The organism is uncultured Pedobacter sp. (assembly GCF_913776295.1).
In the GTDB taxonomy this organism is placed as follows: Bacteria; Bacteroidota; Bacteroidia; order Sphingobacteriales; family Sphingobacteriaceae; genus Pedobacter.
In genome coordinates this window covers 60,171-80,392 of the sequence record NZ_CAJYOJ010000022.1, presented here as the reverse complement: position 1 = coordinate 80,392, position 20,222 = coordinate 60,171, and the positions used below count along the sequence as shown (strand labels likewise).

Genomic DNA, 20,222 nt, shown 5'->3' with positions numbered 1-20,222 from the left:
GGTGCCAGATCTTAAAGAGAAGCCCTTCAGCAGAAATGTTGAAGGGCTTTCTTGTTTTATGGGCAGAGCGCAGCGCATAGAGCATGGCGCAGAGGGCGTGGAACAGTTTTCCGACCCTTAAGGGCTCCAGGCAGCTTAGAATGCTTTTTTCTGCAGAAATGCTGAGCTGCGCCGAAACCATTCCATCACCCATTTTCCATCTTACATTATTCCTTCTTCTACCCCAGGTTAAATAGCCCTGATGGGAGCGGCATCCCTTTTGGTTTAAAGAATTTTCATCATCTTTGATACTTCTCCAAAAGGATAGAGCGGACAGCAGGACGGAACCCTACCGACAAGCACAGGAAACTGCGCTCCTAAAATAATCAAACGCTCTTTTAACCCTGAGTGGTAAAAGACTAAGAGGATTGTCCCGCAGAAAACGCTGATCTCCGCAGAGTATGTTCATCATCCGTTTTCCATCTTACCCTTCACGATAGCCCTGATGGGAGCGGCACCCCTTTTGGTTTAAAGAATTTTCATCATCTTTGATACTTCTCCAAAAGGATAGAGCAGACAGCAGGACCGGAGCCAGCCTAAATGCACAGGAAACTGCGCTCCAAAAAAATCATACGCTCTTTTAACCGTGGGTAGTCAAAAAAGGATTGTCCCGCAGAAAACGCTGATCTGCGCAGAGTATGTTCCATCACCGTTTTCCATCTTACCCTTCACGATAGCCCTGATGGGAGCGGCATCCCTTTTGGGTAGGAAAAGATTGTTCAGAAAATAAGATTTCCAAAAGGATAAAGCGTACAGCAGGACCGGAGCCAGCCTAAATGCACAGTAAACTGCGCTCCAAAAAACTTTATTGTTACCTGCCGATAATATTGCCTTAAAAAACGACTTCACAGCATAAATAAAACTATTTTTCTGACAGTTGCTAATTATGTCAAATTCAAAACTGATTAATGCTAAATATGTTTAATATCACAAGGTTTGCCACAATATTTGGTTATCTTTGTTTTTAACAAAAATATAAGCATAAGTAATGAGTTTTTTTGCAGATAAAAGAAGGGAAGTAATGGTGCATATCGAAAAGTATATGCTGGAGATGATGGATACCTATCTAAAACCAATTGATACAAACTGGCAACCGTCTGATTTTCTTCCTGATTCTACGAGCGAAACATTTTATCAAGATATTAGAATATTAAGGGATAACGCAAAGGATCTATCTTACGATCTGGTTGCGGTATTGATTGGCGATACGATTACAGAAGAAGCTTTACCTACTTACGAATCCTGGTTGTCAATGGTGCAGGGGCCAAGTATGAAAGAAGATGGTGGCTGGATGAAGTGGAACAGACACTGGACTGCTGAAGAAAACCGTCATGGTGATTTGTTGAATAAATATTTATACCTATCGGGTCGTGTAGATATGCGCCAGATGGAGATTTCTACGCAATATCTGATTGCCGACGGTTTCGATATTGGTACTGGTCACGATCCTTATCGCAACTTTATTTATACCTCTTTTCAGGAGATGGCAACAAACATTTCACATAGAAGGGTAGCTTCTTTAGCCAAAAAAGATGGTGATACTTTATTATCGAGAATGTGTGGTGTAATCGCTTCTGATGAGGCCAGACATGCAAAAGCTTATAAAGATTTTATGAATCGTATTTTCGAGGTTGATCCTAATGAAGCGATGTTGGCTTTTGAAGATATGATGCGGAAAAAAATTGTGATGCCTGCACATTTCTTACGTGAGGTAGGTTTAAAAATTGGTCAGACTTTTGGTCATTTTACAGATGCTGCCCAACGTTTAGGTGTTTATACGGCCATTGATTATGTTGAAATTATGCAGCAGTTAATTGTGGATTGGAAAATTGAAGGCATGCGTGATTTAAATGAAGCTGGCGAAAAAGCACGTGATTATATCATGGCTTTACCTTCTCGTTTATTACGTGTGGCGGAACGTATGAAAAATCCAACGATTGATTATAAATTCAGCTGGATTGCCGGATAGTTTTTGAAAAAATATGTGAAGTCCCCCGATGCAAATCGAGGGATTTTTTTTGCTTATTACCTTTACATATTTCTTCTATATTGGCCGCCCACTTCGTAAAGGGCATTACTAATCTGGCCTAATGAGCATATTTTACACACTTCCATCAATTGCTCAAAAATATTATCGCCTGCTATGGCTGATTTTTGAAGTTGTTTTAACAAATCTGCTGCACGGCCTTCATTACGGTCGTGAAATTTTTCTAATGCAGCAATCTGGTATTGTTTTTCATCTTCTGTAGCTCGGATTACCTCACCTGGAACAATGGTCGGTGAACCGTTTTTGTTTAAAAATGTATTTACGCCTACAATAGGATATTCTCCTGTATGTTTGAGCGTCTCGTAATATAAACTTTCTTCCTGAATTTTTCCGCGCTGGTACATGGTTTCCATTGCTCCCAAAACACCACCTCGATCGTTGATTCGTTTAAATTCGGATAGAACAGCTTCCTCAACCAGATCAGTCAGTTCTTCAATAATGAAAGCTCCTTGTAACGGATTTTCGTTCTTGGCCAGGCCTAATTCCCTGTTAATAATCAATTGGATAGCCATTGCTCTCCTTACGGATTCTTCTGTAGGGGTAGTGATGGCTTCATCATAAGCATTGGTATGAAGGGAGTTGCAGTTGTCGTAAATAGCATATAGCGCCTGCAAAGTGGTTCGGATGTCGTTAAAATCAATTTCCTGGGCATGTAATGAACGACCTGAAGTTTGAATATGGTATTTAAGTTTTTGTGAACGGTCGTTTCCTTTGTATTTATTTTTGATGGCTTTAGCCCAGATCCTCCTGGCTACGCGGCCTATGACGGCGTACTCAGGATCGATACCATTGGAGAAGAAGAAAGACAGGTTAGGTGCAAAATCATCGATATGCATGCCTCTGCTTAAATAATATTCAACAAAGGTAAATCCATTACTTAGGGTAAACGCGAGCTGAGATATCGGATTAGCACCAGCTTCTGCAATGTGATAGCCTGAAATAGATACCGAATAAAAGTTCCTTACTTTTTCATCAATAAAATATTTCTGAATGTCGCCCATCATCCTTAAGGCAAATTCAGTTGAAAATATACAGGTATTCTGCGCCTGATCTTCTTTTAAAATATCGGCCTGAACCGTTCCCCGTACCGAACTGATGGCTTTAGCTTTAATAGTGGCATAAACATCGGCAGGAAGAACCTGATCGCCAGTGACACCCAAAAGCATTAAACCTAAGCCGTTATTTCCTTCCGGTAACGCGCCATTGTAAGATGGTCTTTCTATATTTTTGGCTTTATAGATTGAAAGAATTTTAGCCTCTACTTTTTCTGTCAGACCATTTTCAATAATGTATTTTTCGCATTGCTGATCAATCGCCGCATTCATGAAAAAACCTAATAACATTGGTGCCGGGCCATTAATAGTCATTGAAACTGACGTGGAGGGTGCACATAGGTCAAAACCGGAATATAGTTTTTTGGCATCATCTAAAGTGGCAATGCTTACACCGGAATTACCGATTTTACCATAAATATCAGGGCGAATATGCGGATCTTCTCCATAAAGTGTAACAGAATCAAAAGCGGTAGATAAGCGATGTGCCGGTTGACCTAACGATACATAATGAAAACGTTTATTTGTTCGTTCAGGGCCACCTTCTCCGGCAAACATTCTGGTAGGGTCTTCACCGTCTCTTTTTAAAGGAAAAACGCCTGCCGCATAGGGGAATTCACCCGGAAGGTTTTCGGTTAACAACCATCTTAAAATATCGCCCCAGTCTTCATATCTTGGTAGTGCTACCTTTGGGATATTTAGTTTTGAAAGTGATTCGTAAAATAAAGGTTGTTTAATTTCTTTATCGCGGACTTTATAAATGAAAAACTCCTCGTTGTATGCTTTTTTTGACTGTGGCCATTGGCGCAATAGGCGTTTGCATTCGCCATCTAATTGCTCTTCGAAGAATTCATAGCTTGCCTTTAGGTTTTTTGATATATCATCCTGAGAATCTTTTTCTAAAGGTGGTGGATTAGTCTCTCCCAATAAGTCGATTACTCCTTTAAGCTGGTACATTTTACGCGCGATGGTAACCTGTTTCTCTACCCAATCATTGTATGTTTGGCTTGCCTCTGCAATTTCTGCCAAATACCTGATCCGATCGGGAGGAATAATGTAAATTTTCTCTGACTGATCGGAGGTTAATTCCATTTTTGCCTTAAAATCAGTTCCGGTTTTTAATTTAATCTGATCCATCAAAGCGACGAACAGGTTATTCATACCAGGATCGTTAAACTGCGAAGCCATAGTACCATATACTGGAATTTCATCGTCTTTAGCATCGAAAATGTTATGGTTGCGTCTATATTGTTTGCGCACATCTCTCAAGGCATCCAGAGCCCCCCGTTTATCAAATTTATTAATGGCTACCAGATCGGCGAAATCCAACATGTCGATTTTTTCGAGTTGTGTAGCTGCGCCAAATTCAGGGGTCATTACGTATAATGAAACATCGCAGTGCTCCGTAATTTCAGTATCCGACTGGCCAATGCCCGAGGTTTCTACAATAATTAAATCATATCCTGCGGCCTTACAGATATCAATACTTTCCTGTACGTTTTTAGATAAAGCCAGGTTGGCCTGCCGGGTAGCTAATGAGCGCATGTAAACCCTTGGGTTATTAATCGCATTCATGCGGATCCGGTCGCCGAGTAGAGCACCTCCAGTTTTTCTTTTTGAAGGATCGACTGAAATGATCGCCAGGGTTTTATCTTTTACTTCAACCAAAAAACGACGGACCAGTTCATCAACCAAGGATGATTTTCCTGCACCACCGGTTCCGGTAATGCCTATAACAGGAGCCGTATTATTTCTGGATAAACGCTTTAGTTCATCAACAAACTTTTGAGCAGCTTCAGGATCATTTTCGGCAACGGTAATGGCACCAGCTATAGCCTTGGCATCTTTTGTGGAGATGCTTACCAGTTCTTTGTTGATATCCGTTTTAGTCATAAAATCGGTTTGCATCAGCATATCATTGATCATACCCTGTAGTCCCATTTTACGGCCATCATCAGGCGAATAGATTTTTGCAATTCCGTAAGCCTGTAATTCTTCAATCTCAGCAGGTAGAATTACACCGCCACCACCTGCAAATATTTTAATATGTCCCGATCCTTTTTCCTGCAAAAGATCGTACATATATTTAAAATACTCGATATGCCCACCCTGATAGGAGGTCATGGCAATGCCTTGAACATCCTCCTGAATGGCACAGTTCACCACCTCATCAACCGACCGGTTGTGGCCAAGGTGTATAACTTCGGCTCCAGATGACTGCAGGATACGACGCATGATGTTGATGGTGGCATCGTGTCCGTCGAAAAGGGAAGCAGCGGTTACAAAACGGATTTTATTTTTAGGTTTATAAATTTCTACTTGTTGCATACTATGGGATTTTAGGGCGGTATGGGCAGATCACCACTCCTCGTTTCCAAATATTTGGTACACAAATGTAGTAAAATAAGCAGTTTAAATGGTGAAGACCCTATACCGTTATGGCTTTTGGTTCAGCTATAAATTTTGCCTGAATTAAAGTAAACAACTGCTGTTGTTTTAAATGATAAAAGGTCTCATACTGTAGTCGAGAACCACAAATTTGTTTAGCGGAGCTAAATCTATTAAGGTAGATCCCTCCCCGCCTGCGCGGGCGGGCCTGTCCGCACAGGCGGGCATTCCACTGCGTTTCAGTTGAGATGACGATTGAATTAAAAACAAAAAAACTATGCCGCTGGGCATAGTTTTCAAGTATTATTTATTGGTGATTTCAGTAATCGGCTCTCCGACGCTGCCATTTGGCATTTGAATATGGAGTAGTGCGGCCAATGTCGGCGCAATGTCAGTCATATAATGTGTTTGATTGGAAGCCCCTGGTTTAATTCCCCAGCCCATAAAAACCAATGGGATGTGCGAATCGTAAGGGTTCCAGTTACCATGTGTGGTTCCTGTGCTTCCCCCGTTAAACCAGTTTGGCTCTAAAACATAATAGATATCGCCGCTTCTTCGGGCATTGTATCCATTGGTGATCATTTTCTTTTGGATTTCCTGCAGGGTAGCGTTGGATATCTTATCGATATCTACCGCATTTTGAAAGCCATCCAATTTTTTCAAGAATTCAACTGAAGCAGATTTAATCACATCGAAGCTGATGTCTGCTTTGTCGGTTTTGTCATGATCAAAGATGATCTGGTTATTCATTGATTTTAACACGACATTGTTTACCTTGAATTTATCATTTAGATAAGCATTCAATTTGTTTGCAATATCTTTGTCGCTTACTACACCAGCCGGAAGTTTATTCTCTTGCATAAAGCCTGGTACATGGGCTGCGCCATGGTCGGCGGTCAAAAACACAGTATAATTTCCTTTACCAACCTTTTTATCAAGGTAGTTAAAAAACTCTTCGAAATCTTTATCCAAACGTAGGTAAGTATCTTCAGCCTCGATAGAATTAGGCCCGTAGGCATGGCCGATATAATCAGTAGAAGAACAGCTTACCGCTAAAAAATCGGTAATGTTATCCTGCCCCAGGTCTTCAGAAAGAATAGCGAGTTTGGCCAGATCCAAAGTAATGGTGTTGCCATAAGGTGTACTTCTGATGGCATCAAAATTTTTACCGATATTTTGTGTTAACTGGTGCGGGAACGTATTTGATTTTCCTTCGTAAGCATTTTCATCTTTGGTGCTGTTTATATAGGTATTGATCGGATATAATGTTTCCCAGTTTTTTGCATAAAATTTGTTTGCCAGTTTGAGTTTATTATAATCGGCAATCCAGGTAGGTACCTCTTTCATATAATAGGTACTGGTAATCCAGTTTCCGGTGCTGCCCTGGTACCAATAAGCGGCATTGGCCGCGTGACCAGCCGGAAGGATAGAACCTCTGTCTTTCAGGGAAATACCGATTACCTTACCTTTAAAGTTTGTGGCCAACCTGAGTTCATCCGTAATGGTAGTGGTGAGCATATTTTTTGGCGACATATTACCTTCTGATGAAGGCGTACTGCCAACAGTGGAAACTGAAGAATCTTCTGTACAATAAACATTCTTTTTAGTTTCAGGATCGTACCAATCATTACCGATAATACCATGAACAGCTGGAACTGAACCGGTGTAAATGCAAGTGTGACCGCATGCGGTATATGTTGGTGTATAGGGAATATAGGTGTTTTCAACAGAAAAACCATCGTTGATCAACCTTTTAAAACCTCCGTTAGTATAGCGGTTATAATAACGGTACAGATAATCCCAACGCATTTGGTCGACTACCAGGCCCACCACTAATTTAGGGCGTGCAACCTCAGCCGGAAATGCTTTAGCTGACGTTGTAATGTTTTTTTTGGTTTGAGCTGAAGAAAGTGAGATTGAAAAAATAGAAATGGTAAAGATTAAACGGGATATTTTATTCATCATGCTTTAGTTAAAGGGCTAAAGTAATGAATTTAGATAAAGCTAAACTGAAGTTAATGTAAAGATTTTATATCGCTTCGGCCACTACAAAGGTACTCCCACCAATAAAAACCAAATCTTTGGGATCGGCTACTTGAATAGCAGTTGCTTTCGCTTCAAGAACTGATGTATAACTGTTTCCTTTTAAGCCGAATGCTACCGCCTGTTCTTTCAACGTATCAGCAGCTAAACCACGCTCTAAATTGGGTTTACAAAAATAATAGGTCGCATTTTTGGGCATCAGTGACAATACTTTCGAAATATCTTTATCGTTAACCATCCCGAACACAACATGTAATTTCCGATAAGGGGTTTGTGAAATATTTTTAACTACTTCAGTAATTCCGGCTTCGTTATGTCCGGTATCGCAGATTACCAGCGGATTTTTACTTAAAATTTGCCAGCGTCCCTGTAAACCAGTTTGCTTTTTAACCTGACTAATGCCCTTATAAATACTTTCCTGATTGGTTTTGATTTCTGTTTTCTCATTCAGTACAGTCAGGGTTTCGAGAACAGTTAATATATTCCTATACTGATAAATTCCGGTAAGATCGCTATGAAGTTCTTTGTATTTGATTTTTCCTCCCTGATAAACGGACAAGGAAAGCTTACTGTTTCTGATTTTAAAATTCTGCGCGGTTAATACCTGATCAGCAAAAACGATAGGAGCGTTTTCAGTTTTAGCTTTTTTAAAAAAAACCGGTGCCGATTCTTCCTGCGTTTCACCAATAACAACCGGGATATTCTTTTTGATGATGCCTGCCTTTTCTCCTGCAATCTCCGCCAGGCTATTGCCGAGCATATTGGTATGGTCGAGGCTGATATTGGTGATGACTGAAATTTGTGGGGTAATGATATTGGTCGAATCCAGTCTTCCACCTAAACCCACTTCAATTACCGCTACATCAACCTGATGTTTTGCGAAGTGATTGAAAGCCATGGCTACAGTAACTTCAAAAAAGGAAGGTTCGGTTTTTTCGATGAGTTTTTGCTGTTCTTTTACAAATAATACGACTTCTGATTTACTGATCATTTTTCCGTTGATGCGAATGCGTTCCCGGAAATCTTTCAAATGGGGCGAAGTGTATAAGCCAGTTTTATATCCCTGTGCCTGTAATACAGCAGCCAGCATATGTGAAGTGGATCCTTTCCCATTTGTGCCGGCTACATGGATGCTTTTGAATTTATGCTGAGGATTATCCAAAGCTTCGCAAAGGATGATGGTATTGGTCAAATCTTTTTTGAAAGCAGCCGCGCCAACGCGGGTAAACATCGGGAGTTTACTGTATAAAAAATCAAGCGTTTGCTGGTAGTTCATAATATACGTCAAATATAGGTTGACTGGTGTAATTATGAAATGAAATGAAAAAGATTTCTTTTGGAGTTTTTATTTTTTTGATGTTAAAGTAGATACACAACCAGTAAATGAGGTGAAGTAAGCTGTTTTCCAGCTGACTTAGTGAAATGATACCAATGCCTCATCAATCTTTAAGAAATCCTATCAAGCTTTTAAACAAATCTTTTGTCAGATAGGAATATCTGACAGCACAATTAGGTAGACCTCGAACTAAATTCAAGGTTGTAATAACAAAAAAGGTCTGTGCGGACACAGACCTTGGACTTGGCAATTTAAATATTTTTTTATTTCACTTTGAAATTGAACATTACAATTCCGGTTTGTACATCGGGAGCAGATTCTAATTTATTTAAACTTGCACCCAACACCGCTTGTTCGCATTTTCTCCAGAGCGCTAGATCGGATAGGGTTGTACCTTTTGCTCCGGCTCGGGCCTGTACTACTTTGCCGTTTTTATCTACACGGATCTGAACGGCAATTTTTCCTGCGCTCTGTCCGTCATCCTGTATTCTGGGGATATCGATAAATTTTCTGCTGGCTAATGATAATTGTACGTTGCCGTTCCCCGAACCGCCTTCGCCATAGTTTGATGCTAACGGATCGCCATCTTTGTCTCCCTGGTTACCTGGCGTTTTTCCGGTACCATCTCCTTGTCCCTGACCAGTATTTTTCTTGCCTTTGTACAGTGCATTCTGGTTAATTACCGGTTTAGCAGGTTTATCTTCTGTAACAGGCGTAGGTGCAGTTGCCGTAGCTTTTGTGGGTTTGGTATTTACGGCAATGGCATCTTCGGTATTTTGTGTCTGTACCTCTTTATCACTACTTTCTGTAGTCGTGTTTGGCGTAACTTTTTCTTCAGGTGTTACTTTTTCTGGTGGTTTACCGTTGGCATTTGGATCTGCTGAGGGTTCTTCAATACTAGTATAATCATCGCCCATACCTTCTGCAGAAGTTCCATAATTAACCACCATCCCACCCATACCCACTTCTTCAGGTGGCTGGAAAGAGCCAATCACAATAAAGAAGCTGATCAATAACAAAAATCCCATAATGCCGCTTGCTATGGCAATGGCCTTGGGATAGTTGTTTTCCTCCTGAGGTACGTTTTGTGCTTTGTAGTTCATTATTTTTTAGGTTCAACGGCTACAACAAGTTTCAATTTCAGTTTATTGGCTATATCGTTAACCACAAATCCATCCTGATAAGTTACATTGCGCGATACATACAAAAGTATGGTCATATCTGGTGCCAGCTTTTGATATGACGCCAAAGTTGGCTCTAATTCTTCAATACTTACCGGTTTCTTTTCAACGAAATATTTTAAGTTTTCGTCTATCGTAACAGTAACTGCTTTTTTGGCGGTAGATTGCTGTCCGCTTGAAGATTGTGGCAACAATAATTTTACCACTGTAGGATTGACTACCGCAGAGGCTAATAAGAAGAACAACATCAGGAAGAACATAATATCGTTCAACGCTGAAGTATGTACTTCTACCGATCCTTTTGTTCTTTTGCGTAAATTCATTATTTGCCCGGTTCTTCTAGTAAATCAATAAAATCAATTGCATCGGTCTCCATTTTAAGGATGATTTTCTCGACCATGATATTTAAAATGTGATACAGTACATAAGCAATAATACCGATGATTAAACCTGTTGCAGAAGTAATCATTTTGGTGTACAAACCACCGGAAATCGTTCCGATTTCGATTGCTCCTTTGATGGATACCTGGTGGAAAATAGTAATTACCCCCACAATTGTACCTACGAAACCAAGCATTGGCGCAATACCCGCTACAATACCTAATATGCTGATGTTCTTTTCTAATTTTGAAACCTCCAGTTTGCCCACATTTTCAATCGCGCCTTCAATATCTTTAATTGGACGGCCAATACGTTTTAAACCTTTTTGCAACATGCGCGAAAGAGGGGAATTGTTATTCCTTAAAAGCGACATGGCGCCGTCTAAATTGCCAGACTGGATATAAGACCGGGTTTGCGCCATCAGGTTAGCCTCATCTTTTGTGGCTTTTTTAATGGTTAAATAACGTTCAACAAAAATAATTAAGGCTAGAAAAGCCAGAAAAGCCAACGGAATCATCACCCAGCCGCCTTTAAAAAGCAGATCGATAAAATGTAATTCTGGTTGTGGTTGTGTTACAGCCTGGTTAATCGCATTTGCTGTGTCTTGTAATGCTTGTGTGGTGTCTTGAATTAATAAAGTTATCATTATGGTTGTGTGTTGTGTTTTTGTTGTACGAAATACCCTTTACCTTTAAGTTTTTTCTCTAAAATATCTTTTTGTTCTTTAGCTTCTTTTTCTGTGCTGAAACTTGCTATACTCACTTTTTTTAAACGGCCGGGTACGGATGCTATTTCGGCCTTTAAACCAATTTTTTCCATTTGCTTGATAAAAACAAGCGCTTTTTTGTCCGATTGGAATGATGCTGCGATAACATAGAACGTAGAAGGACCAGTGTTTGGTACAACTTTGTTTTCTTTAGCTGTTTCGATAGCTGGCTTGGCTATAGGTTTAACTACCTCTTTTTGAACCGTATCTGTTTTTTGCTGAACCTGGTTTGCTTTTAAAATGCTATCAGTTTTGGCTATTGAATCTTGTTTTGATTTTAATGTATCAACAGCAACCTTAGGAGAATCGATGATTATTTGTGCAGGTTTCTCTGTAACGGTTGTTGCGCCCGTAAATAATTCTGGTTTAACTAAGAAGGTTATTGCTGCAACAACAAGCAAAGCTACAATGGCTATGGCAATCATTAACCAGGTAGACATACCTTGCCTTGATTCATTGCTGTGTTCGAGCGGGTCATGTCCAAAGCGGTTTGGATGCTCGGCATGTTGTTCTTTAATAAAAGCTGGTGCCTCAATTACAGGCTCTTCCTTTTTAACCTCGTCTTCTAAATTGATATATGTTTTTGGTTCTTCAGTTTCTGGCCTTAATGAAAAACGGCCTGAATAATCTTGTCGCGGTAAAACCGGTTCAGGTATTGCAGTTTCTGTAGGTTTTTGTGCTTCTGGTGTATGGCCAAAGCGATTAGGGTTTTCCTCATGCTGTTCCACTATTGAAGGGGGGGGCTGAACCTGGTTAACATCTTCAACCGGACGGGTTACCACCGTATCTTCCACGTTTTCAGCTTCATCAGTATGGCTGGTTTCAGCAACCTGGTGCTCTGCAGCAATATTTTCTACTTCCGATTCCGGCGTATGCCCAAAACGGTTAGGGTGTTCTTCATGCTGTGCTATAACCGATTCAGGTACATCTACATCCTGAATTTTATTTGTTTCTTCTTTCGTTTCAGCAGATGCTTGTGTTTCAGTAGTCTGCCGCTCTTGATTATGATTTTCTACCTCCGATTCTGGCGTTTGGCCAAAACGGCTTGGATGTTCCTCATGCTGTTCCTTAATAAACCCGGGAACTTCAGTAATTTCTGACGCATCTTTCCCTGTATGATTTAAGGTGTTTTTAAGGTCGTCCTTTACTTCATCCAGTTCCACATTTTCGATTACAGGGGCCTGGTATGACTTATTCTCAAAAGGAGATGGTCCGCCTGGCGCCTCCGCTATTTCATCGTAAACTTCTTCTTCGTTCTGTGGTAAATCAGTTTTTGCTTCCATAAGTACGGTTTCTGCCAACGATGGAAGTCCGTAAAATTCAGAACCATAATTCATGTTTTTAACCGGTTCGAAGGCTATTCCCTGTTCCGTAAAAAATAAGCGACCCACATTTTTAAGTTCGGCTTCGTGGTCTAATTCCAGTTTTTGGTTTACTTCCTCGGCAAATTGTGCAATGCGATTAATGGCATCTTCCTTTGCGAGGTTTGCTTTTGTCGAAATAAAGTTGGCTAAAGCTTCTTCATCGGTTACTTCGGCCGAAAACTGTAGTGTATACCCCGGAGGTAAAAACGTTTGGTTTTCCTTATCGTATCTTCCAGGGTATTTTTTCTTATAAAAAGAGCCCAAGCCAGTAATACCAACTTCTTTGCGTTGCTGCAAAAGTTCTAAAAGGTATGATAAGATATCCATTCGGGTAAAATTAAGCGTTTAAAATTAAAAATTATATTCCACCTTCAAATAGTGTCAGCTGCTGTATCTATACATCCTATTTCAAAAGGGGCAAAAAAGGGTACAGTTACTATTTCAATCCTGAAAAATCACAATTTTAATTCTACAGCTGTATCCACGGAAAGATAACGGTTACAAAGATAGAAATGGTACGCTAGTAAGCAAATCAATATAATATAGCGCAATGGCTTAATGTTGTATTGTAATTTAAAACTGTAGCGGCATCATTTGATGATCTTAAACAGACGGCTCATGCACTACAATTTTTTAGCTAATGCCATATTTTCCGTACTTGGCAACCTACAGTTACAATTGCCTGTCCAGAGAACTGAATTTAAAAGTTTTACAGATACCCTTCTCTTAATTTCAAGATGATCTGAAGAATAAGCATAAATGAATGCCTCCGTTTTATTTGAGGCATTCATTATCTATCAGATTTAATTTTCAGTTTTGTCTTAAAAAGAATAAGTTAATCCGCCGAAAATATTAAATCCGTTTGCCTGGTAGTATAAATACCTGCTGTAATTATTATTTAAAATGTTGTTTGCTTTAGCAAAAACGGAGAATTTTTTATTGATTCTGTAATCTGCACCAATACCTAAATCAACATAACCTTTAACGGTTTCAATAAGTTCTATGCTGGTGTTGGGAATAACGTATTGCGATGCCGGAACAGGGGAACCTGTATACACTTTAGCCTTTACATCATCCTGAATGACAACGCCGGCATTAAAGCTCAGTTTTTTGTTGAAGGTATACATGAAGTTCGAACTTACTTTTAAGCCGGGCTTAAACCAGGAGTAAGTCTCAGAAGCAGGCTTCCAATCATCCAGGTTAAATTTACCGGTCCATTTTAAAGCATCACTTACCTGAACAGAAATTTCGCCTTCTAGGCCGGTTAATTTCGTTTTGCCGAAATCGTAGATCACATCAAATTTGTTAAAGTCGGTAAAGTTATTGACGAACAAAGGCATATCATCAAACTGTTTCACATAAATACGGGCTTTATAACCAAAACCTGGTCCGCCGGTACCCTTAACACCCGCGCTGAAACTTAATTTTTCCACGGTATTTTTAACCAGGATATTGCTGTTTAGCCAAGGGTTTTCGTCGGTAAAGCCTTTTAGCGAGTTTCGGTTTACATCCCCTTTAAGCTCTCCAAAAACCTGTAAATAATCAGGAATCAGCGTAAAATCGGCTGTAACCGCAGGGAATATTTTTGAGCTGCTGTAGGCACCAAATTCCTGGACAAAATTAACACCAGCAGTAATTTTAGCACCCTTAACCTGTAAGCGGATGTAAGGATTTAAACGCAACAGATTATTGCCAACACTGGTTAAAGCATCTTTGGAATTTCCAAATTCGGTTGATGCGGCTAAACCAAGGTTTAACGAGTTAATGCGCTTGTTTACATAACCGTTTAAGCTCAGGTAATTTTCTTTAGCGCTAAATTTATCGTTCCACAGATAGCCGTTGGCTTTCAAAGCATAGCTAAAAGCATCTTCATCTTCGGTAAAGTTTTTCACCAGTTCGCCTTCTAATTCGATGGTCGTTAAAGCCTGTTTATCCGGGTTAGGATTTAGTGTAGGCCTGGTGTTATCGATACCGTAAAAATAAGTGCCGTTACGCTCAAAATTAATGCGGCCACTTACGGTGTTTTCATCCAAAATGCTACGGCCAAAAACGCTTAACTGCTGATTGCTGCTGTTCTGTTTATTTAACTTTCCTTCCTGACTAAAGTGTTTAAAATAACCGCCAACCTGTAGTCCTTCATCTTTACCGGTGTTAAAATAGGCCTCGCCCAAAAGGGTAGACAAAGAACCAAAAGCACCTTTTACATAATTGTTAACTAAAATGCTCGCTTTTTCTTCGGCAAGTGCCTGCGCCTGCAACTTTTGGATATCACTGTTCAGCTCCAGCTTTTTATCCATAATGCTGTAGTTTAATTTCGCTTTGTATGTTTTAACGTCGTCTAAATTCGGGCTTCTCCTTAACTTTACCGCTTCTGCCAAAATTGGTTTATAGGGGCGTATTACTTCAATCTCTTCATTTACTACCCCTTTTTCCTCCGTTTTTTTATCCTGTGCCTGTGCGGTCATTAATCCGGCAGCTACAAAAAACAGTGAACTATATATATACTTAATCGATTTCATAATTGTTACTTCTTCTGGTTTAGTTTTTCTAGTTTTTCTTTGGCCGTAGGGATGATATCGTCTTTGCCTTCGTAATTATCAATAATACTGAGAAGTGTACTTTTTGCCTGTAAATTGTCTTTAAGGGCTACATAATTATCAGATAAAAGGATAAAAGCTTTGGCTACCCAATAATCGTAAGCGGCCATATTGTTGATCAGATCAAAACAGGTTTTAGATGAAGTTTTGAAATCGCCTTTACTGTATTCCAATAAAGCTAAATTGTATTTGGCTTCGGCAGCAGCAATGGTTTTTGTTTTGGCTACTACATTTTTAAATTCTTTTATGGCAGTTGTAGTATCGCCTTTTAACAGGTAAGCTTTACCAGAGTATAGGCTGGAACTGTTTTTTTCTTCTTCAGATGCTTTTTCTGACTCTTTAGTCAATTGTGCATATTTAAGCATGTCATCAGGCATATTTAGGGCTGTATAAGCTTTTAACAGATTATTGATGGCAAAACTGTAATGAGATTTGTAATCGGTTGTAGTTTCCAGTCTTTTGAGGTATACAATCGCCTCATTATATTTTTTCTGGTTTAAAAACAGCTGTGAGATACTCACCAATGAACGCTCTGTATAATCGCTTGTCCAGTCGTTTAAGATAAATTCGTAATCAGGAATGGCTTCATCCGGACGACCTAATTTAACCAACGATTCTGCCCTGATAAATTTAGCCTCTTTCTCATGGTTAGCCTTTGGGAATTTATCAAAATAGGCGTTTACAGCCTGAAACGCGCCATTGGCATCACCTTTTAAATAGGTATTATTAACAGCGGCAAAAACGATGTTGTCTTGCTCCGAACCAGAATAATTTCCAAGTGGGGTAGTGGCCGCATAAGCAATAAAACCATCTGCATCACCACGGTCTACATAAATATTCTTAATTGATTCCATTGCTTGTTTTGCTTCATCGGCAGTTGGATAATCACGGATCACTTTTTTGAATGATTCTAAAGCGGCATCGTCCTGATCCTGGTTATACTGAACCAAACCAATGGTAACCAAAGCTTTGGCTACATAGCTGCTGCGTGGATATTTGGCTACCAGTTCTACTAGGTCAGATTTAGATTTATCAAAATCACCTTTGTTGAAATAAGTATAAGCTGTTTCAAAACCGGCATCATCTGCGTAATTTGAGTTTGGAAAAGCCTTTAATAAGTTTTGCATGGTGGCAATTTTTGCATCATACTGATTTTCCAATCCCTGGATCATTCCTTTCTGGAAAGTAGCATAGTCCTCTGAAGTGGTATGCCTGTTGATGATCTTGTTGTAATTTGCCATCGCATCACCATAATTCTTATTAACAAAATACGAATCGGCTAAACGGATAGTGGCATCATCAATGGTTTTTTGATCTTTATCATTGCCAGCCAGGAATTTTTCGAAATAGTTGGCCGCCTTGCTGTATTTCTCATCTTCGAATGCTGCGTACGCTAAAGCATAGTTGGCAAAATTATACACGCCCGTTTTATCGGCATCAGGCATTTTCAGGAATTTTTCGAAAGTGGTAACCGCTTCTCCATACTTACGCAGTTCGTACATCGATTCCGCTTTCCAATAGGTGTTTAAGGCATAAATTTCATTGTCTTCCGGATATTTGTCAGAACGCAGAAACATAGATAAGGCATTTGGAAATGCCCTTTCGTTATAAAACTCCAGCCCGCGGAAATAAGTCACCTTCTGATAAGCCTCTTTAGCCTCTAACGTTTTATCAGGGATGGGTTCTAAAATATCAACAGCAGCCTGATAGTTTTTAGTGGTTAATAAAACCTCACCCAATAAAGTTTTCGCCTCGTTTATTTTACGCGATTTTGGAAAAGTTTTTAGGAAACCTTGTGTAGCTTCCAGGGCTTGTTGATGAAATTCTAACTCATAACTTAATTTGGCGTAATTTAGCCAGGCTTCTTCCTGTATCGCCTTATCGAAACTTAAACGCGAAGCCCTGAAAAAAGCACTTTGTGCTTTCTGTTTATTCCCCAACTGTATAAAAGCCTTACCTAAGGTATGCATACCGTTTTGCAGGTAAATATCATCAGTATTTAGTTTTTCTAAAACGGCAACAGACTCTTTATACTTTTTATTTTGGAACAAACTGTATCCATACTGATAAATAAAAAGGTTGTTTTTTGTTTCGCTTTTGTCTTTTGCATAATATTCTGCAAAATACTTTTCCGCATTTTTGAATTCAGATTTTGCAAAGTACGATGCTGCAACCAAACTCAACATCTCTGGTTCGAACTGCTGTTTGGTTTTTTGAATAGCTGGCAAAGCATAGCTGATTACATCATCATAACGTTCGTCTAGATAGTACATTGAAGTAATGTAATACGGATAACTGGCCTCATAAGTAGGCGAACCCTTTAATTTTTCGAAATTGGCCAATGCCGTTTTATACTCTTTGTTCAAGTAATTGATATAAGCAAAGTAGTAAGTAGCACTTTCCTGAAAATCGCCTTCTTCCTTTTTTACTTTTTCGAATAATGGTTCTGCCTTATCGTAGTCTTTAAGCTCAAAATAAGCGTAACCCTGCTTAAACTGGTATTCATTTCTTTGTTTTCCCGAAAGGGTAGAAGGGTCGGTTTTTTCGAACCATTCTAACGCTTTTTTATAGTTTTTTTGGTTGAAATAAGTTTTGCCTACGTAGAAATAAGCCAGCTTGGTATTGGGGTTCAACGGGTAATCGCGGATAAATGCCTGAAACAGACTCTCTGCATCGGCATTGGTTAATTCCAGTGCGCAAACGGCTGCATAAAATTTCGCATTCTCCTTTAGTAAGGACAGCTCGGCATTGCTTTCTGTTTGGGTAGAAGGTTTATAACGTTGCAGCTCAACCAATTTAAATTGTTGGGCGGCTGCCGTGTATTTTTCTTTGTCTAATAATTCTAAGCCCGTTTGATAGTTTTTGTTGAGGTTTTGCACGGCGCTAACTTGGGCGTAAGTGCTAAAACTTCCTGCTAAAATTAGCGGAATTAGTAGGTATCTTTTCTGCATGGGTTTCAAATATGGTTGGTACTAAATTAGAAATAGTATCAAAGCTTATCAACAGAAGTAATTAACATCTGTTAATAACACAAATTAACGACAGGATTTTTGGTTTGGTATTAAGGGCTGGCGGAATGTGGAAAAGTTGAAGGGTTCATTGGCCATTTGTTCAATGGTCATTGGTGCTACTGCGTTCGGTGGAGGTTCATTCGACATTAGTTTTAGTATAGCTGATGCATAACTAGATACTAATTGAACTTTCTGCGGCGTGCTATACTATGCCCTCCTGCACTAATGAACTATTTACAAATCGAATACTGAACTAACACTACCCCTGACTGGCTAACAAATAAAGCACGGCCATTCTCACGGCTACTCCGTTTTCTACCTGTTCTAAAATGATCGATTGTTTGCTGTCGGCCACATCGCTGGTAATCTCTACACCTCTGTTTATCGGACCAGGGTGCATCACGATGATTTCTTTATCTAGATTATCTAAGATCTGTTTATTTAAGCCGTACATCATGGCATATTCCCTTAAAGATGGGAAATATTTAATGTCCTGACGCTCTAACTGGATACGTAACATGTTGGCTACATCACACCAGTTCAGTGCTTTGATTAAATTATGTTCAACTTTTACACCCAATTGGTGGATGTGTTTCGGAATTAAAGTGGTAGGACCGCAAACCATCACCTCCGCACCCAGGCGTTGCAGGCAGAGAATGTTGGATATGGCTACACGGGAGTGCAGGATATCGCCTACAATAACTATTTTTTTACCCGCAACATCGCCTAATTTCTGACGGATGGAGAAAGCATCAAGTAAGGCCTGGGTAGGGTGTTCGTGCGCCCCGTCTCCTGCATTTACAATCTGCGCTTTTACATGTTTACTTAAAAACTGACCTGCCCCGGCATAAGGATGACGCATTACTACCATATCAACCTTCATTGACAGGATGTTATTTACCGTGTCAATCAGGGTTTCGCCTTTGCTTACCGACGATGAGGAAGCTGCAAAATTAATTACATCAGCCGAAAGTCGCTTTTCAGCAAGTTCGAAAGAAAGTTTTGTACGGGTAGAGTTTTCGAAAAAGATATTGGCAATCGTAATATCACGAAGTGAAGGAACCTTTTTGATTGGTCGGTTAATTACTTCCTTGAAATTATCTGCAGTTTCGAAAATCAATTCGATATCATTCCGGTTAATATCTTTAATGCCTAAAAGATGTCGGGTTGATAGTTTTTCTGCTGCCATTTTCTATTTATTGTTTTTGTCTGTTTTAATAGATCGTTTAATTGCCAGATAGAGCTTCTATGTCAAAATAATCTTTTTAGAAGGTATTTAGCCTCATTTTGTAGAGGGTGGTTCAGATATTAAAATCACTTTATCTTCACTGCCTTCGCTGGCCCAGGTTACTTTTACCTGTTGCGAATTTAAGCTGTCTACCTGATGGCCAATATAATCAGGTTCGATAGGTAAGTGTCTGCTAAACCTTCGGTCTATTAAAACCAAAAGCTCCACCTTCTCAGGGCGGCCATAAGCAAGCAGGGCGTCGAGCGCTGCTCTAATGGTTCTGCCCGTCCAAAGTACATCATCAATCAGGATCACTTTTTTACCTTCAATAATGAAATCCATCGAATTACTGCTGGCGGTAACCAGCCCGTCTTTTCGTCTGAAATCATCTCTGAAGAAAGTAATGTCAAGGTTTCCCTTTAAAATTTTCTTGTTTTTTAAGATCTGTTGAAGATCCTGATGAATGCGGTCAGCCAAAAAAATACCCCTTGGCTGTATGCCAATTAAAACGGTATTTGCGAAATCGTCGTGGTTTTCAATTAATTGATGGCAGAGCCTCTTAATTGTAATCTGAATTTTTTGTCCGTCAAGAAGTGTTTTCTTTTGCATTGAAGAAGGATTGGGCAAATATATAAAAATGTTTTAAGCTTAGAAAGTTGAACATTGATTGTTTTAACGATTCTGAAGCTAAATTGTTCGTTGTCAAAAAGTAAGAGAGAAAAATAAATTTACGTGGATGGAAATAATAAAATGCCAAAAGGGGCGAAAATTATTCCAACCCAGGATAAC

The 20,222-nt window shown here is 39.6% G+C and carries 13 protein-coding genes; 1 reads left to right on the top strand and 12 read right to left on the bottom strand.

The window, feature by feature from the left end:
• Nucleotides 1-193: hypothetical protein (locus QZ738_RS04735; RefSeq protein WP_293785168.1), on the bottom strand; the 193-nt coding region annotated here is incomplete at its 3' end.
• Between the two features lie 834 nt (nt 194-1,027).
• On the opposite strand from QZ738_RS04735, the gene QZ738_RS04730 reads away from it, so the two are divergent.
• On the top strand, nt 1,028-2,008 hold the full coding sequence (locus QZ738_RS04730) for an acyl-ACP desaturase (RefSeq protein ID WP_293785166.1): 981 nt from the start codon (nt 1,028-1,030) through the stop codon (nt 2,006-2,008).
• 62 nt (nt 2,009-2,070) lie between these two features.
• Here the strand turns inward: QZ738_RS04730 and QZ738_RS04725 are convergent, their stop codons facing one another.
• The 11 genes from QZ738_RS04725 to pyrR all read right to left on the bottom strand — a co-directional run bounded on the left by QZ738_RS04725 (nt 2,071) and on the right by pyrR (nt 20,042).
• Nucleotides 2,071-5,466, bottom strand: coding sequence for a methylmalonyl-CoA mutase family protein (locus QZ738_RS04725; protein WP_293785164.1), 3,396 nt, complete (start codon nt 5,464-5,466; stop codon nt 2,071-2,073).
• 363 nt (nt 5,467-5,829) lie between these two features.
• On the bottom strand, nt 5,830-7,491 hold the full coding sequence (gene pafA, locus QZ738_RS04720) for an alkaline phosphatase PafA (protein ID WP_367268561.1): 1,662 nt from the start codon (nt 7,489-7,491) through the stop codon (nt 5,830-5,832).
• A gap of 64 nt (nt 7,492-7,555) precedes the next feature.
• Nucleotides 7,556-8,845: a folylpolyglutamate synthase/dihydrofolate synthase family protein gene (locus tag QZ738_RS04715; RefSeq protein ID WP_293785162.1), complete on the bottom strand. Its 1,290-nt coding sequence runs from the start codon at nt 8,843-8,845 to the stop codon at nt 7,556-7,558.
• A 323-nt stretch (nt 8,846-9,168) separates the two neighbouring features.
• Nucleotides 9,169-10,008: an energy transducer TonB gene (locus QZ738_RS04710; protein WP_293785160.1), complete on the bottom strand. Its 840-nt coding sequence runs from the start codon at nt 10,006-10,008 to the stop codon at nt 9,169-9,171.
• A complete protein-coding gene (locus QZ738_RS04705) occupies nt 10,008-10,409 on the bottom strand; it encodes a biopolymer transporter ExbD (RefSeq protein WP_025144642.1) in 402 nt (133 codons plus the stop codon). Before QZ738_RS04705 ends, QZ738_RS04710 begins: the two co-directional genes overlap by 1 nt.
• On the bottom strand, nt 10,409-11,113 hold the full coding sequence (locus QZ738_RS04700; RefSeq protein WP_090504722.1) for a MotA/TolQ/ExbB proton channel family protein: 705 nt from the start codon (nt 11,111-11,113) through the stop codon (nt 10,409-10,411). Before QZ738_RS04700 ends, QZ738_RS04705 begins: the two co-directional genes overlap by 1 nt.
• On the bottom strand, nt 11,113-12,924 hold the full coding sequence (locus tag QZ738_RS04695; protein WP_293785156.1) for a hypothetical protein: 1,812 nt from the start codon (nt 12,922-12,924) through the stop codon (nt 11,113-11,115). The genes QZ738_RS04700 and QZ738_RS04695 overlap by 1 nt, the downstream gene beginning before the upstream one ends.
• 494 nt (nt 12,925-13,418) lie before the next feature.
• The gene (locus tag QZ738_RS04690; protein ID WP_293785154.1) at nt 13,419-15,116 is read right to left on the bottom strand and encodes a TonB-dependent receptor; all 1,698 of its coding nucleotides are present in this window, start codon (nt 15,114-15,116) and stop codon (nt 13,419-13,421) included.
• A 5-nt stretch (nt 15,117-15,121) separates the two neighbouring features.
• Nucleotides 15,122-18,145 (bottom strand): tetratricopeptide repeat protein, encoded by a 3,024-nt coding sequence (locus QZ738_RS04685; RefSeq protein WP_293785152.1) that lies wholly within the window; start codon nt 18,143-18,145, stop codon nt 15,122-15,124.
• A 319-nt stretch (nt 18,146-18,464) separates the two neighbouring features.
• The gene (locus tag QZ738_RS04680; protein ID WP_293785150.1) at nt 18,465-19,394 is read right to left on the bottom strand and encodes an aspartate carbamoyltransferase catalytic subunit; all 930 of its coding nucleotides are present in this window, start codon (nt 19,392-19,394) and stop codon (nt 18,465-18,467) included.
• A 93-nt stretch (nt 19,395-19,487) separates the two neighbouring features.
• A complete protein-coding gene (pyrR, locus tag QZ738_RS04675; protein ID WP_293785148.1) occupies nt 19,488-20,042 on the bottom strand; it encodes a bifunctional pyr operon transcriptional regulator/uracil phosphoribosyltransferase PyrR in 555 nt (184 codons plus the stop codon).
• Nucleotides 20,043-20,222: the final 180 nt, after the last annotated feature.